The sequence below is a fragment of the Neogemmobacter tilapiae genome, assembly GCF_014652215.1.
Taxonomy (GTDB): Bacteria; Pseudomonadota; Alphaproteobacteria; order Rhodobacterales; family Rhodobacteraceae; genus Neogemmobacter; species Neogemmobacter tilapiae.
In genome coordinates this window covers 43,385-57,816 of record NZ_BMYJ01000001.1, presented here as the reverse complement: position 1 = coordinate 57,816, position 14,432 = coordinate 43,385, and the positions used below count along the sequence as shown (strand labels likewise).

Sequence of the window (14,432 nt, the reverse complement as noted above, 5' to 3'; positions counted from 1 at the left end):
AGTGCGGGAAAGCCGCCTAAACGCCAATGATCGAAAAATCGCTGGCCGTAATCTGCGTGCCGGGGTTGAAAATGGCGATCAGCACGGGCGGTTCACCGACATTGCCCCAAGCGTCGTAATAAAGCCGCCCCGTGCCGCCATCATAGATCAAACGATCGGTGTCATCCTGCGCTTGGGTTCCCAAGGCAAAGGCGTGGGCGGGAACATTTCCAAGGTCCAGCGTGCTCACCACCGCTTGGTTCAGGGCGATCTTGTCCACCCCATGCTGAAAATCCGTGATGGTGGGGGCATAGGCGGTGCCGATCACATTTTCAAAACGGAAGGTGTCGGCCCCTGCCCCGCCGGTCAGCCGGTCATTGCCTTGAAAGCCCAAGAACTCATCCTTGCCAGCGCCGCCGATCAGGGTGTCATTCCCCGCATCGCCGGAAAGTGTATCGTTCCCCCCGCCGCCGATCAGCCAGTCGTCGCCCATGCCGCCAAAGAACATGTCGGCAAAACGCCCCCCGGTCAGTCGGTCGTCGCCGCTGCCCGTTGTGATGATGCCCTGTTCAAGATTGACTACACTCACACCCGAAGCCAGTTTTTGCAGCGTGCCGGGCTTCGACAGATCCAGCATCAGCGCCACCGTGCTGTTGCTTTGGTTCATATGCAGCATGTCGATGCCTTTGCCGCCGTCGACAAGGCCGCGACCGTCCGGGCTCATGATCAAAGTATCCTTGCCCGCACCGCCCAACAGGCGATTGTTGCCACTGCCGCCCCAGACAAAATCATCCCCAGCGCCGCCATAAAGCCGATCGTCGCCCCCATCGCCCGCCAGAACATCGTCATATTGGCCGCCAGTGACGGTATCGTTCCCTTGCGTGCCGTTGAACTCCAGTCGTTCAATCCCTTTAAAGGTCAGCCCACCGACGGTCTTCTGTATCTTCCCCGTAATGCCCAAGTTGATCGCCACACCCTGCATGCGGTCCGTCAGATGCAATTCCAAAAGGTCGATACCCTTGCCGCCATCCAGTAGGGTGGTGGCGAAACCCGCATGGGCAATCATCCGATCATCGCCCGCCCCACCATAGGCCCAAGTCCGCCCCAAGGCCGAGGCGATGGTGTCCTGGCCCGCACCCCCAAAATAGCGGTCACCGCCGGCACCATCCAGAAAAAGGTCATGCCCCTTGCCGCCATAGGCCCGGTCCTGCCCATCCCCCACGTCCAGCGTGTCATCGCCTGCCCCGCCATACAGCCGGTCACGGCCTGCCTCATCCAGCAGTTCATCGGCCCCCGCGCCACCGAACAATTGGTCATGCCCCTCACCCGCAAACAGCAGGTCACGACCATTGCCACCGCGCAGCGTGTCGTTGCCTGCCATGCCAACAAGCGTATCTTCATCGGTCGCGGGCCCTTGGTTGCCGGGCGCGTTGGTCTTGGCCCAACCTTGGATCAGATCCCCCTTGGCACCGCCCAAAAGGGTGTTGGATTTGTTCGTCCCCGTGATCTTTGCCATATCGGCCCCTCGCGTCTGTTGGATGTTGCGGCTGATCCTTGCAGAGGTGGCCAAAAAGAAAAGGGCAGGAAAACCTGCCCTCTCCCCCTCGATTATTGGCTTGGCCTATTGGCTAAAGATCATGAAATCAAAATGACGGATCGCCGTGCTAGGGTTGAACTGCGCCACCTGCACCATGGCCTGCGAACCCGAACCATCCCGATCAAAATACAAAACGCCCTCGGCCTTGTCATAAACAAACCGATCCTCTGCGTCCCGCGCCGCAGGGCCAAAGCAAAAGGCATCCGCCGCCAGCTTTCCCGGCTTCATCCCGAAAGCGACACCCTGTCCGACCCAAAGGACGTCCACCCCCGTCTGGAAGTCTGTGATGGAGGGCGTGCCATCATGCGCGAAAGTGTCATTGAAGATGAAACTGTCGGCGCCACCTCCGCCGGTCAGCACATCCTCACCCTGCAAATCCTGAAAGCGATCTTGGCCTGCCCCACCCATCAGCCGATCATTCCCGCCCTGCCCAGACAGCAAGTCATTCCCCTTGCCGCCCCTAAGATAGTCATCCCCCTGCCCGCCGTGAAAAGCATCGGCCCTTTGCCCGCCGATCAAGCGGTCATCGCCATCGCCGCCCGAAACCAACCCGCGCTCCATATTCACAACACCGACACCGCCGGGCAGTTTCTGCAAACGCTCGGGGTTTGTCAGGTTCAGATGCACGGCTTGCCCCTGATCGGCAAAGCTGATCTGCAAGATATCCACCCCTGCACCGCCGTCCAAAAGCCCGGAAAAACGCGCATTCATCACAAAGTGATCCCGCCCTTCGCCACCGAACAGGCTGTCAGCGCCATGGCCCGCAATCAAAAGGTCGTCGCCTGCCCCGCCATACAGCAGGTCATTGCCCAGCCCGCCGACCAGTTCATCGTCGCCCGCGCCACCCCAAAGCGTATCATCACCCCCCTGGCCATCAAGGCTGTCATTGTCATTCGATGGGCCTTCGTCGCCCGGCAGATTGCTGGAGTTCCAACCCACCAGCCGATCATTCCCTTCCAATCCAATCAGATTGTCAGGCAAATTCGTTCCATGAAAATCCGGCATCTTGCGCATCCTTTGCGGTTTCGATGCCGCATGATCGACAGGGGCGCTCAAAAGAAAAGGGCAGGAAAACCTGCCCTTTGCCGTTCAAATCTGTCGCGCTTCGGCCTTAGCCGACCAGCTCCAGACCCGAGAAGAAGAACGAAATCTCACGCGCCGCCGCTTCCGGGCTGTCCGAGCCGTGGACCGAGTTTTCGCCCTTGGACAAAGCGAATTCCTTGCGGATCGTGCCGTCAGCCGCTTGGGCCGGGTCGGTGGCCCCCATCACTTCGCGGTTCTTCAGGATCGCGCCTTCGCCTTCCAGAACCTGCACAACGACCGGCTCCGACGCCATATAGGCCACCAGCTCGCCATAGAAACCGCGCTCTTTATGCTCGGCATAGAACTCGCCGGCTTGGGCTGCCGACAGATGGATGCGCTTCGAGGCGACGACGCGCAGGCCGGCCTCTTCAAACTTCGCAACGACCTTGCCGGTCAGGTTGCGCTTGGTGGCATCGGGTTTGATGATCGAAAGGGTGCGTTCAACGGCCATGTCTTGCCTCATAGGGAATGGGGCATCAGGCCCCGGATTGCGCGCGTCTGCTATCACGCGGAACCGGGGTTGAAAAGTGGGCATGGCCGGGGTTCACTGCCCGAAAAAGGATCAGCCCATGCCCCCCTTCTCCCTTGTCGGCATTGATCATGTCGTTTTCCTTGTCGATGACATGCCCCGCGCTCTGAAATTCTATGGCGAGGTCATCGGTTGTGTCCCCGGCTATTCCTATCCCGCCTTGGGCATGGAACAGGTCTGGTGCGGCGCGGCCCTGATCGTCTTGTGGGATGTGACCCATCCCGGTGCCACCAGCGCCATTCCCCCGGTCAAGGGTGGGCGCAACGTCGATCACCTTTGCATTGCGACCAGCCCCTTTGCCCCTGACGCCATGCGCGCCCATCTTGCCGCCCACAACGTGCAGATCGACCGTGAGGCGGTGCATGGCGGCGCAAGGGGCGTGGGGCATTCCTTCTATATCTTCGATCCCTTCGGCAACAAGCTAGAGATCAAGGGCCCGGCCGAGTATCCTGACGGGCGTTGACCTTCCCTTTGGCATCAGGCAAGGCCTGCCCATGCTCAAGATTGATGACATCACCTATTCCGTCGAAGGCCGCCCCCTGTTTGAAGGGGCGACGGCCACCATTCCCACGGGCCACAAGGTCGGCCTAGTCGGCCGCAATGGCGCGGGCAAAACCACGCTGTTCCGCCTGATCCGGGGGCAGTTGGCGCTGGAAAGCGGCGGGATCAGCCTGCCGCAGCGGGCGAAAATCGGCGGCGTGGCGCAAGAGGTGCCCTCCTCCTCGACCAGCCTGCTCGACACCGTTTTGCAGGCCGACACCGAACGCGCGGCGCTGATGGCCGAAAGCGAAACGGCGACTGACCCACACCGCATTGCCGATATTCAGGCGCGTCTGGCCGATATTGACGCGTGGAGCGCCGAAGGCCGCGCCAGTGCCATCCTGCGCGGCTTGGGCTTTACCGCCGAAGAACAGTTGATGCCCTGTTCCGACTTTTCCGGCGGCTGGCGGATGCGCGTCGCCTTGGCGGGCGTTCTGTTCGCCCAGCCCGATTATCTGCTGCTCGACGAGCCGACCAACTATCTGGATCTGGAAGGCGCGCTTTGGCTGGAAAGCTATCTGGCGAAATACCCCCATACCGTGATCATCATCTCGCACGACCGCGGCCTCTTGAACCGCGCCGTGCAGGGCATTCTGCATCTCGACAACCGCAAACTGACCTATTGGCAGGGCGGCTATGACCAATTCGTCCGCCAGATGACCGAACGCCGCGCCGTGCAGGCGGCCGAGGCGAAAAAGCAAGAGGCCCGCCGCGCCCATCTGCAATCCTTCGTGGACCGCTTCAAGGCCAAGGCCTCCAAAGCCGTTCAGGCGCAATCCCGCGTGAAAATGCTGGAAAAAATGACGCCGATCACCGCGCCCGAAGAGGCGCGCAAGCAGGTCTTCACCTTCCCCGAGCCTGAGGAACTGTCACCGCCCATCATCAATATGGATGGCGCGGCTGTTGGCTATGGCGGCCCGCCGGTGCTGAAAAACCTGTCGCTGCGGATTGATCAAGACGACCGCATCGCCCTTCTGGGCCGCAACGGCGAAGGTAAATCAACGCTGTCCAAGCTGTTGGCGGGCAAGCTGAATGTCCAGCACGGCCAGATTCATCGCCATTCGAAACTGCGCATCGGCTATTTCGCCCAGCATCAGGTGGATGAACTTTACCTCGACGAAACGCCGCTGCAACACGTCCAACGCCTGCGTCCCGCCGAAGGCCAGCCCAAGAACCGCGCCCGTCTGGCAGGCTTTGGCCTGATGGTGGAACAGGCCGATACTGTGGTGGGCCGTCTGTCAGGCGGCCAAAAGGCGCGGTTGTCGCTGCTGCTGGCCACCATCGACGCGCCGCATCTGCTGATCCTCGATGAACCGACCAACCACCTCGACATCGAAAGCCGTGAGGCTTTGGTGGAGGCTTTGACGGCCTATAGCGGTGCGGTTGTTCTGGTCAGCCACGACATGCACCTGCTGTCTTTGGTGGCGGATCGTCTGTGGCTCGTCAAAGGCGGGGCGGTGGAGCCCTATGCCGAAGATCTGGACGCCTATCGCGCCATGCTTTTGGCGGGGGATGAACCGGCGAAACCCGCGAAAGTGGTGGAAAAGCCGAAAAAAGCCAGCCGGGATGAAATTCTGGCGCTAAAGGCCGAACTGCGCAAATGTGAGGAACGTTTGCAAAAAATATCCGATATGCGCGACAAACTGGCGACGAAACTCGCCGATCCGGCGCTGTATGAAGATGGCCGCGTGGGCGAGCTGGAAACCTGGAACAAGAAATACGCCGAGGTGATGGAAGCCCAAGACCGCGCCGAAGCCATGTGGCTGAAAGCACAGGAAAAGCTGGAAGCGGCGGCGTAACGCCAACAGCCCATCCCTGCCCCACAGGGCGTCGGGGTGCGCTTCATTGTCAGGCACCACCCTTTGAAATCCGGGAGCCTTCCCCTCCCCCCGGTGGGGAGGGGTCAGGGGTGGGGGGCTTCTTGCCACCATAATGCTTTTCGATATTGTGCCATTTGACCCGAAGGAATGTCTCGTCCTCAGGCCATCGGTCCGGGTCAATCCCCATTGGGGTTGGTGAAGGCAAAGGCAGAACATCCCCTGAAAAAGACCATTTACGCAATTTAGATTTCGGGAATGTGATCAAATGAAGATTAGACCGTACCACGATAGAAGGTTTCGCGTCTTCGACATGCAGGTCGTTTCCGACGGAATCGTAATCCATCATAGCAAAGACTTTTTCTCCTATCAGCTTTAGAAAGACGCAGCACATTCCGTGTTCAGGTTCTTGAAGAATCTTAACGTCATATACTTCGATAATTTCATCTCGAACTTTTCCAGCAAGCAATTCGTGCTGTATTGATTGCATTAGCTTTTGTCGATGCAGACGGTTTTGACGATAATTGTTCCAAATACTCCAAGCAAATCCCACTACGACGACTGCCGTAATTGCAACAATGCCCCACCAAGTCACTGAATTTTCCATCCAAGCGCCATTTCTCACATCAAAACCCAAGACACGCGCGAGCAACAAAAATATAATACCCACGACGAAAGATAGAATCCCAGCAACAGGAACGAAAAGAGACAGCAGCGCCCAGTCTGGTGTTTTCACGGCTAAACGGGACAACTCCCTCTCCAGAAACGCCCGTTCCTCCTCACGCATTTCCCTACTTTTCTTCATCTTCACCGCCCACCCTTCGCCCACCAATCCTTGCCCAATACCGCTCACAACCGCAAACACTTCTGCGGCTTGCACCAGACCAAACCCTCCCTACACCGACCCTATGGACACAACATTTCTGGTCACCGCCGCTGCCCCCTGTTCGTAAAGCCTGACCCGCCCGGTCTGCTGCCCATGTTCATCGCACTTCCTCAGACGTCTTCTTGGCACTGCAAAACATTCAACAAGTTGCATACACAAGACATATCATGGATTTACGACCCATTTCACGCGTGAAATCAATCCGCCAGCCGCTTCGCACCCCACTCCGTTCAAACGCCCCCGGCACCTGCAAACTCATCTGCGGCTTGCGCCAGCCCCAACCCTTCCCTACACCTACCCCATGGACACAGCCTTCCTGATCACTGCCGCTGCCACCCTGTTCGTCGTGCTGGACCCGCCCGGTCTGGTCCCGATGTTCATCGCCCTGACGCGCGGCATGTCCCCCGACCGCAGGCGGACCATCGCCCAAAGGGGCTGTCTGATCGCGGCGGGTATCCTGACCGTCTTTGCCCTGTCGGGCGAGGCGGTCCTGGGTTTCATTGGCATCACCATCCACGCCTTCCGCATCGCGGGCGGCATCCTTCTGTTCCTGACCGCCCTCGACATGCTCTTCGAACGCCGCACCCAGCGGCGCGAGGGGCAGCAGGCGGAACCCGAACATGACATTTCCGTCTTCCCCTTGGCCACGCCCCTGATCGCAGGCCCCGGCGCGATTGCCACGATGATCCTGCTAGTGGGTCAAGCGGGCGGCGATTGGGCAGCGACCGGGGCGGTCATCGGCCTGATGTTCGTCGTCGTCGCCGTGACCTTTGTTTTCCTGCTGGCCGCCGACACCTTCGAACGCTGGCTGGGCCGCACCGGAACCCTGGTCATCACCCGCCTGCTGGGGATGTTGCTGGCAGCGCTTTCGGTGCAGTTCGTGATTGATGGCGTCAAGGGCACGGGGCTGGTCGGCTGATGGAAACCGAAGATCTGATGCGCCTGACCTATCTGGGCATCCTTTCCGCCGCGCTGATCGGCTGGGCCTTGGTCGAATATCGGGGCCGCCTTGGTGCAGGCATGCGGATGATGATGGCCTGGGGGGCGATCTTTGTCGCCGTGGCCGCGGGGTACGGTCTATGGAACGACATACGAGGGCGGGAAACCGGCCGCCTGATGGTGGATGATCAGGGCCGGATCGAACTCCCCATGGCCCAAGACGGGCATTACTATGCCACGCTAGAGATTGGCGGAACCATGGTCGACTTCATGATCGACACCGGGGCCAGCGATGTGGTGCTGAACCGGGCGGCGGCGGAACGCTTGGGCTTTGATCTGGCTACGCTGGACTATTCCGGCCAAGCCTTCACCGCCAACGGTGCCGTGCGCACGGCGCGGGTGTTTCTGGATGACGTGAGTCTTGGCCCCTATGACGACCAACGCATCACGGCCTATGTGAACGACGGTGAACTGGATATTCCGCTGCTGGGCATGGACTATCTGCGGCGCTATCGGATCGAGATGGCAGGCAACCGCATGATCCTTTCGCGCTGAGGCTTGCGGCGGCGCGCGGGCGGGCCTAATTTGAAGGTCAGAGATGGAGAATGCCCGATGGCCATGGAAGCCCACGAGATTGAAGCCCTGATCCGCGAGGGTTTTCCGCAGGCAAAGATCACGATCACCGACCTCGCGGGGGATGGGAACCACTGGGCGGCGGAAGTGATCGACGAAAGTTTCAAGGGCATGAACCGGGTGCAGCAGCAGCGGGCGGTCTATGCCAGCCTGAAAGGCAAGATGGACGGGCCGAACGGCGTGCTGCACGCACTGGCCCTGACGACGAAGGCACCGGAATAAGGATTGGTGGGCTTTGGCCCCATCGCACAAGGAAGACGAAGATGAGCGCACAAGAGCAAATCAAGGCAGTGGTCGACAGCAACGATGTGGTGCTGTTCATGAAGGGCACCAAGATGATGCCCTCTTGCGGCTTCTCCTCCCGCGTGGCGGGGGTGCTGAACTTTATGGGGGTGGAGTTTCAGGACGTGAACGTTCTGGCCGATGCCGAAATCCGCCAAGGGATCAAGGATTTCTCTGATTGGCCGACCATCCCGCAGCTTTATGTCAAGGGTGAGTTCGTCGGCGGCTGTGACATCGTCACTGAAATGACGCTGTCGGGGGAGCTGGACGCGCTGTTTGAAGCCAAGGGCGTGACCTTTGACAAGGACGCGGCGAACAAGATCCGTGAGGCGAATGGTTGATTTTAGGGGATAGGCAGATTGCCCATCCTACCGTCGCGTAGGATGGGCCATTGGCTCATCTACCGCAAAAACGCCTCCACCGCCTGACCCCATTCTGGGTCGCTGGTGATATCGAGATGATCGGCCTTGGGCAGCAGGTGAAACTCCACCTGCTCCCCGTTTGTTTGCAGCGCTTTCGCAAGTCGTTCGCCCTGTTCCGGCGGGATCAGCGCATCCTTCCCACCGTGCTGGATCAGCACCGGAGCCGTTACTTGATTCACCAAGGCCAAAGAATCCCAGCGCTGCACCGGCAGCCAGCAGGCGGGCAAGGCCGAGGCGCGGGCCATCAATTCGCACAGCCGGGCAAAAGGCGCATCCAGGATCACGCCTGCGACGGGCCGCTCTGCCGCCACATGCAGCGCAAGGCCTGATCCCAGCGAATAGCCATGCACAACAATCGGCTGGTCCGTTTGTGCATCCAGCCAGTCATAGGCGGCCAAGGCATCCTCTTTCAGCAGCTTTTCCGAAGGCCAGCCCGTAAGCCCGCCGCCACCGCGATATTCCAGCGCCGCCACTGTCCGCCCAGCCCGCCGATGCTGTTCCAGTGAGGTGCCAAACAGCCCGATCGACCCCGCGTTGCCCATGAAATACAAAACAGCCGGTCCGTCCCCCATCGCCACGCGCAGCCGGGCGGGTTCGCGGTCGGGCAGTGGCACGGCCTCATAGGTCAAGGGCAGCGGCCATTCGCCTTGCGCAAAGGGATAGATAAAGGACGGATGCAGGGCGACCATGCCTGCCCCATAGGCCATATAAAGGCCAAAGCCCGCCAAAAACATCCGCTGGATCAAACCTGACGCGCTTCGGCCTGCGCCGCCATCGCCTCGGCCCGTGTCACAAGGTCGGACAAGCCAGACAGATCCACAGGTGCCGCAACACCAACCTCACCGCTGGCCAGACGCGCGCGCAGGGATTTCACTTCATCCTCCATTGCGGCCATTTTGTCGGCAAGCATCAGCCCCGCCATCAAAAGCATCCGCCCCTCGGGCAAGCGCCCCATCTGGGCAATCAGCGGCTGGGCTTCCCCATCCAAAAGACCCGCCGCCGTCCGCAAAAAATGTTCTTCGCCCGGCTGGCAGGCCACATGAAAGGCGCGACCGCCGATCTGAATTTCAAGATCAGGCATTTTCCACAGCCTCCTGCACCAAGGGCGTCAGTTCCGACAGGATTTCATCCAGTTCCGCTGCCTCAGAGGCCCGCGTCGCCCGCAAAGCCTCCAATTCCGCCAGCAGCGCCTTGTTGATCGCCGCCCCTTCGGCCCCGCCATTCAGCGTCGCCTCATTCAGCGCGCGCAACTGTTCGCGCAAAGCAATCGTCGTCTTGCGCATGCGTTGCAGTTCAAGGCCTTGGACATCCAACTGCCGGGTCAGAACTTCAACCTTTTCCTCAAAATCCTGCGAGGCGGCCCCGTCGCGGGATTTCAGGGCGCGCAGGCGCTCATCCAACTGCTGCGACTTGGCCTTTTCCGTTTCCAAGGCACGGGTCAGGCGCGCCAATTCATCACCGCCTTGGGCGGGCGCAGGCCGCGCCATGGCCTGACCAATCCGGTCCAAGGCCGCGGCGATCCGCCGCTGGTAATCATCAAGATCGGACATCTGTCCTGCCCCCATCTGCCGCCCTTTGCGGGCTTTGCGGCCCGGCTGCGAATCGCATTTTCCGGACAATTGGTGAACTTTAGCGCGCAAAGCCATGAAATGCGCCCCCTTTCTGGTCTTTGCCCCCTTGCACGCTTGAACTTGCCGATACTGGCCAATAAGAAACTTGCGGAGAACTTGGGAGAGGACACCAAAGTGGACATCGCCACCCTGCGCAGCCAGCACCCCGATCACTGGAAAAAGGCCGCTGCCATCCGCACCTTGACGCTGGATGCCGTCGCCGCCGCCAATTCGGGCCATTCGGGGATGCCGATGGGCATGGCCGACGTGGCGACCGTGCTTTATGAAAAGCACCTGAACTTTGACCCCTCGGCCCCGCTGTGGCCGAACCGCGACCGGTTCATCCTGTCGGCTGGCCATGGGTCGATGCTGATCTATTCGCTGCTTCATCTGACGGGCTATGCCGATATGACGCTGGAGCAGGTGAAGAATTTCCGCCAATGGGGGGCGATCACCGCGGGCCATCCGGAATTCGGCCATGCGACAGGCGTGGAAACGACGACCGGACCCTTGGGTCAGGGCATTGCCAATGCCGTGGGCTTTGCCATGGCCGAGGAATCGCTGCGGGGCCGCTGGGGTTCCAAGATTGTGGACCACTACACCTATGTCATCGCGGGCGATGGCTGCCTGATGGAAGGCGTCAGCCAAGAGGCGATTGCGCTGGCGGGCAAGCAGCAGCTGTCGCGGCTGATCGTACTGTGGGACAACAACGGGATCACCATCGACGGCAAGGTGTCGATTGCCGATGTGACCGACCAGATGGCGCGTTTTGCGGCCAGCGGCTGGGATGTGTTTGAATGCGACGGGCATGACCCGGTGGCGATTGACAAGGCGCTGGTGCAGGCCAAGGCCAGCGCAAAGCCGGCGATGATTGCTTGCAAGACGCATATCGCCTTGGGATCGTCGGCGCAGGATACGTCGAAAGGCCATGGTGCGCTGACCGATGCCAAGCTGATTGCCGATACGAAGGCCGCTTATGGCTGGGACCATGCCGCCTTTGAAATTCCGGGCGATGTGCGGGCCATGTGGTCGGCGATTGGCGCCCGTGGGGCGGTGACGCGCAAGTCTTGGGAAACCCGGCTGGCGGCGCTTTCGCCCGCGAAGCAAGCCGATTTCGCGCGGATCTTTGCGGGTGATGCGCCCGCAAAATTGGCTGCGACCATCCGCAAGGTCAAGAAGGACGCCGTCGAAGCGCTTCCGAAAATTGCCACCCGCGCAGCTTCGGAAAAAGTGTTGACAGCAGTCAACCCGGTGATGGGCGAAACGCTGGGCGGTTCGGCCGACCTGACCGGTTCGAACAACACCAAAACCGCTGATCTGGGCGTGTTCAGCCCTGAGGATCGCAAAGGCCGCTATGTTTACTTTGGCATCCGCGAGCATGGGATGGCGGCAGCGATGAACGGTATGGCGCTGCATGGCGGGGTGCGGCCCTATGGCGGCACCTTCATGTGCTTTACCGATTATGCCCGCCCCTCGATGCGGCTGTCGGCGCTGATGGGGATTCCGGTGGTCTATGTCATGACCCATGACAGCATCGGTCTGGGTGAGGATGGGCCGACCCACCAGCCGGTGGAACATCTGGCGATTTCGCGCAGCACGCCGAGCACCTTGGTCATCCGCCCCGCCGATCTGGTGGAAACGGCCGAAGCCTGGGAAATCGCGCTGACCGAGAAGAAGCGCCCGACAGTGCTGGCCCTGTCGCGGCAGAACCTGCCTGCGGTGCGCAAGACCCATACGAACAGCAACATGGTCGCCAAAGGGGCCTATGTGCTGGCTGAGGCCGAGGGCAAGCGTCAGGCGATCCTGATGGCGACGGGCTCCGAGGTGGAAATTGCGCTGAAGGCGCGTGACCTGCTGCAAGCAGCGGGAATTGGCACGCGGGTCGTGTCGATGCCCTGCATGGAGCTGTTTGCAGCCCAGGACGAGGCTTACCGCCGCAAGATCCTGCCGCCCGGCCCGGTGCGGGTGGCGATTGAGGCTGGCGTGCGCGCTGGTGGCTGGGACCGTTGGCTGCTGGGCCAAGGCGGTCGCGAAAACAAGGCGGCATTTGTGGGGATGGAGGGCTTTGGTGCCTCGGCTCCGGCGGACCGTCTGTACAAGGAATTCGGCATCACTGCCGAAGATACTGCGGCCAAGGTCAAAGCGATGCTTTGAGAGTATTGGTCAGAATGAAAACGCCGCGCAGAGTGATCTGCGCGGCGTTTTTTTTGGCTTTCAGGATTCCTAAACCATCTCTTGAGAGACGCACGCCGCCATTCAATCAATCATCGTCGGGGTTCGTTGAAATCGAAATCTTGATGCGTTGCATTTTCGTCGCCCCTTCGACCTGAGCTATGAACAGGGTCGCCCTGTTCTTGAACTCAAAAATGGTCGAGTCGGCGGACATCGGTCCGGTGACGCCCTCTCTGGGGTCAAATCCTGTCCAACTCCACATGATACCCTCACCCGACAGAAGCCTGACCTTCGTATCCTGTCCTCCACTGATTGGTACGGAGTAACAAATTACACCAGTCGCAGGCACATCTGCGCTAATAATCATCCCGGCAAGTTGAGCAAAACCGCTACCGCGATCAAATTCCACCTTTCCGCATTCCTGGGCCTGCGCAGTGATTGCGCAGGCGAGATAGACTAAAAGCGGCAGACACAGCTTCATCGCCCACACCCGTTTTTGCTAGTCTATCATCGGCAGCAACTGATCCAGTGACTTCTTGGCATCACCATAAAACATCCGCGTGTTGTCCTTATAGAACAACGGGTTCTCGATGCCGGAATAGCCGGTCCCCTGCCCGCGTTTGGACACGAAGACCTGTTTCGCCTTCCAGACCTCCAGCACCGGCATCCCGGCGATGGGCGAGTTCGGGTCTTCTTGGGCAGCGGGGTTCACGATGTCGTTCGAGCCGATGATGATGACGACGTCGGTTGACGGGAAATCTTCGTTGATCTCGTCCATCTCTAGCACGATGTCATAGGGCACCTTTGCCTCGGCCAACAGCACGTTCATATGGCCCGGCAGACGGCCCGCCACCGGATGGATGGCAAAGCGCACCTCTTTGCCCGCCGCGCGCAGTTTGCGCGTGAGTTCCGAGACCGAGCCCTGCGCTTGTGCGACGGCCATGCCATAGCCCGGCACGATCACCACGCTGTCGGCCTCGTTCAGGGCTGCGGCGACACCTTCGGCATCAATGGCGATCTGTTCGCCCGCAATTTCCATCGCGGGGCCGGTGGTACCGCCAAAGCCGCCAAGGATCACGCTGATGAAGGAACGGTTCATCGCCTTGCACATGATGTAGGACAGGATCGCACCCGAGGAACCTACCAAGGCCCCCACGACGATCAACAGATCGTTCGACAGCGAAAAGCCGATGGCCGCCGCCGCCCAGCCGGAATAGCTGTTCAGCATCGAGACAACGACCGGCATATCGGCCCCGCCGATGCCCATGATCAGGTGATAGCCGATGAAGAAGGCGGCGAGGGTCATGCCGATCAGGGCAAGGCTGGAGCCCGTTTGCAGATAGACGATCAGCAGGATCAGCGACAAAGCGGCAGCCCCAGCATTCAGCAAATGGCCGCCCGGCAGCTTTTTCGCCTTGCCGTCGACTTTGCCTGCCAGTTTCCCGAAGGCGATGATCGAGCCGGTGAAGGTCACGGCCCCGATGAAGACGCCGAGAAAGGTTTCAACGCGCAGGATGGCGAGTTCGACGCCGGTCTTATGGGCGACGACGGCGGCAAAGCCATCGAGCGCGGCCTTTGCGGCCTCATCCATGCCGGCGATGCGGGTCATTTCGATATGGGTGTTGAAACCGATAAAGACGGCGGCCAGACCAACCAGCGAGTGCATCGCCGCCACAAGCTGCGGCATTTCGGTCATCTGGACCTTTTGTGCGACAAACCAGCCGATGGCCCCGCCTGCCGCGATCATCGCCAGCGAGATATACCAGTAACCGGCCCCCGGCCCGTAAAGCGTGGCGGCAACGGCCAAGGCCATACCGACGATACCATACCAGACGGCGCGCTTGGCGCTTTCCTGCCCCGAAAGACCGCCCAGCGACTGGATGAAAAGAACAGCCGCGACAACATAGGCGGCAGTGGTGAATCCATAAGCCATGACGTGCCCC

At 60.4% G+C, this 14,432-nt stretch carries 16 protein-coding genes; 7 read left to right on the top strand and 9 right to left on the bottom strand.

The window, feature by feature from the left end:
- Positions 1–16: 16 nt before the first annotated feature.
- The 3 genes from IE095_RS18510 to ndk form a co-directional block, all read right to left on the bottom strand.
- Entirely contained in the window at positions 17–1,495 is a 1,479-nt protein-coding gene (locus IE095_RS18510) for a calcium-binding protein (protein WP_189409379.1), read from the bottom strand.
- A 105-nt stretch (positions 1,496–1,600) separates the two neighbouring features.
- On the bottom strand, positions 1,601–2,581 hold the full coding sequence (locus tag IE095_RS18670) for a calcium-binding protein (RefSeq protein ID WP_189409378.1): 981 nt from the start codon (positions 2,579–2,581) through the stop codon (positions 1,601–1,603).
- A gap of 106 nt (positions 2,582–2,687) precedes the next feature.
- The gene (gene ndk, locus IE095_RS00295; protein WP_189409377.1) at positions 2,688–3,110 is read right to left on the bottom strand and encodes a nucleoside-diphosphate kinase; all 423 of its coding nucleotides are present in this window, start codon (positions 3,108–3,110) and stop codon (positions 2,688–2,690) included.
- Positions 3,111–3,228: 118 nt separating this feature from the next.
- On the opposite strand from ndk, the gene IE095_RS00290 reads away from it, so the two are divergent.
- The gene (locus IE095_RS00290) at positions 3,229–3,651 is read left to right on the top strand and encodes a VOC family protein (protein WP_189409376.1); all 423 of its coding nucleotides are present in this window, start codon (positions 3,229–3,231) and stop codon (positions 3,649–3,651) included.
- A 31-nt stretch (positions 3,652–3,682) separates the two neighbouring features.
- Entirely contained in the window at positions 3,683–5,527 is a 1,845-nt protein-coding gene (locus IE095_RS00285; protein ID WP_189409375.1) for an ABC-F family ATP-binding cassette domain-containing protein, read from the top strand.
- Between the two features lie 49 nt (positions 5,528–5,576).
- Here IE095_RS00285 and IE095_RS00280 read toward each other — a convergent pair whose 3' ends face one another.
- The gene (locus tag IE095_RS00280) at positions 5,577–6,425 is read right to left on the bottom strand and encodes a hypothetical protein (RefSeq protein ID WP_189409374.1); all 849 of its coding nucleotides are present in this window, start codon (positions 6,423–6,425) and stop codon (positions 5,577–5,579) included.
- Positions 6,426–6,732: 307 nt separating this feature from the next.
- Here IE095_RS00280 and IE095_RS00275 point away from each other — a divergent pair, with 307 nt between their 5' ends.
- The 4 genes from IE095_RS00275 to grxD are packed head-to-tail and all read left to right on the top strand — an operon-like array spanning position 6,733 to position 8,626.
- Entirely contained in the window at positions 6,733–7,350 is a 618-nt protein-coding gene (locus tag IE095_RS00275) for a MarC family protein (RefSeq protein ID WP_189409373.1), read from the top strand.
- Positions 7,350–7,925 carry a retropepsin-like aspartic protease family protein gene (locus tag IE095_RS00270; RefSeq protein WP_189409372.1) on the top strand — a complete coding sequence of 192 codons (576 nt, stop codon included), beginning with the start codon at positions 7,350–7,352 and terminating at the stop codon, positions 7,923–7,925. Before IE095_RS00275 ends, IE095_RS00270 begins: the two co-directional genes overlap by 1 nt.
- Before the next feature lie 57 nt (positions 7,926–7,982).
- Positions 7,983–8,225, top strand: coding sequence for a BolA/IbaG family iron-sulfur metabolism protein (locus IE095_RS00265; protein WP_189409371.1), 243 nt, complete (start codon positions 7,983–7,985; stop codon positions 8,223–8,225).
- A gap of 41 nt (positions 8,226–8,266) precedes the next feature.
- Entirely contained in the window at positions 8,267–8,626 is a 360-nt protein-coding gene (grxD, locus tag IE095_RS00260) for a Grx4 family monothiol glutaredoxin (RefSeq protein WP_189409370.1), read from the top strand.
- 59 nt (positions 8,627–8,685) lie between these two features.
- Here grxD and IE095_RS00255 read toward each other — a convergent pair whose 3' ends face one another.
- The 3 genes from IE095_RS00255 to IE095_RS00245 are packed head-to-tail and all read right to left on the bottom strand — an operon-like array spanning position 8,686 to position 10,257.
- Positions 8,686–9,441, bottom strand: a complete 756-nt coding sequence (locus IE095_RS00255; RefSeq protein WP_229804375.1) for an alpha/beta hydrolase — start codon at positions 9,439–9,441, stop codon at positions 8,686–8,688.
- Positions 9,442–9,449: 8 nt separating this feature from the next.
- Positions 9,450–9,788 (bottom strand): cell division protein ZapA, encoded by a 339-nt coding sequence (locus IE095_RS00250; RefSeq protein ID WP_189409368.1) that lies wholly within the window; start codon positions 9,786–9,788, stop codon positions 9,450–9,452.
- Positions 9,781–10,257, bottom strand: coding sequence for a hypothetical protein (locus IE095_RS00245; protein ID WP_189409367.1), 477 nt, complete (start codon positions 10,255–10,257; stop codon positions 9,781–9,783). The genes IE095_RS00250 and IE095_RS00245 overlap by 8 nt, the downstream gene beginning before the upstream one ends.
- A gap of 195 nt (positions 10,258–10,452) precedes the next feature.
- Between IE095_RS00245 and tkt the strand changes: the two genes are divergently transcribed.
- Positions 10,453–12,471 carry a transketolase gene (gene tkt / locus IE095_RS00240; RefSeq protein ID WP_189409366.1) on the top strand — a complete coding sequence of 673 codons (2,019 nt, stop codon included), beginning with the start codon at positions 10,453–10,455 and terminating at the stop codon, positions 12,469–12,471.
- 106 nt (positions 12,472–12,577) lie between these two features.
- Here the strand turns inward: tkt and IE095_RS00235 are convergent, their stop codons facing one another.
- Both IE095_RS00235 and IE095_RS00230 read right to left on the bottom strand, forming a co-directional pair.
- Positions 12,578–12,970, bottom strand: a complete 393-nt coding sequence (locus IE095_RS00235) for a hypothetical protein (protein WP_189409365.1) — start codon at positions 12,968–12,970, stop codon at positions 12,578–12,580.
- A gap of 18 nt (positions 12,971–12,988) precedes the next feature.
- A complete protein-coding gene (locus IE095_RS00230) occupies positions 12,989–14,422 on the bottom strand; it encodes an NAD(P)(+) transhydrogenase (Re/Si-specific) subunit beta (RefSeq protein ID WP_189409362.1) in 1,434 nt (477 codons plus the stop codon).
- Positions 14,423–14,432 lie beyond the last annotated feature (10 nt).

Coding starts and splice junctions, on each gene's coding strand:
- grxD (WP_189409370.1), top strand. CDS start 8,267: ATGAGCGCACAAGAGCAAATCAAGGCAGTGGTCGACAGCAACGATGTG.
- IE095_RS00285 (WP_189409375.1), top strand. CDS start 3,683: ATGCTCAAGATTGATGACATCACCTATTCCGTCGAAGGCCGCCCCCTG.
- IE095_RS00270 (WP_189409372.1), top strand. CDS start 7,350: ATGGAAACCGAAGATCTGATGCGCCTGACCTATCTGGGCATCCTTTCC.
- IE095_RS00265 (WP_189409371.1), top strand. CDS start 7,983: ATGGCCATGGAAGCCCACGAGATTGAAGCCCTGATCCGCGAGGGTTTT.
- IE095_RS18670 (WP_189409378.1), bottom strand. CDS start 2,581: ATGCCGGATTTTCATGGAACGAATTTGCCTGACAATCTGATTGGATTG.
- IE095_RS18510 (WP_189409379.1), bottom strand. CDS start 1,495: ATGGCAAAGATCACGGGGACGAACAAATCCAACACCCTTTTGGGCGGT.
- IE095_RS00250 (WP_189409368.1), bottom strand. CDS start 9,788: ATGCCTGATCTTGAAATTCAGATCGGCGGTCGCGCCTTTCATGTGGCC.
- IE095_RS00275 (WP_189409373.1), top strand. CDS start 6,733: ATGGACACAGCCTTCCTGATCACTGCCGCTGCCACCCTGTTCGTCGTG.
- IE095_RS00235 (WP_189409365.1), bottom strand. CDS start 12,970: ATGAAGCTGTGTCTGCCGCTTTTAGTCTATCTCGCCTGCGCAATCACT.
- IE095_RS00230 (WP_189409362.1), bottom strand. CDS start 14,422: ATGGCTTATGGATTCACCACTGCCGCCTATGTTGTCGCGGCTGTTCTT.
- IE095_RS00245 (WP_189409367.1), bottom strand. CDS start 10,257: ATGTCCGATCTTGATGATTACCAGCGGCGGATCGCCGCGGCCTTGGAC.
- IE095_RS00255 (WP_229804375.1), bottom strand. CDS start 9,441: ATGTTTTTGGCGGGCTTTGGCCTTTATATGGCCTATGGGGCAGGCATG.
- IE095_RS00290 (WP_189409376.1), top strand. CDS start 3,229: ATGCCCCCCTTCTCCCTTGTCGGCATTGATCATGTCGTTTTCCTTGTC.
- ndk (WP_189409377.1), bottom strand. CDS start 3,110: ATGGCCGTTGAACGCACCCTTTCGATCATCAAACCCGATGCCACCAAG.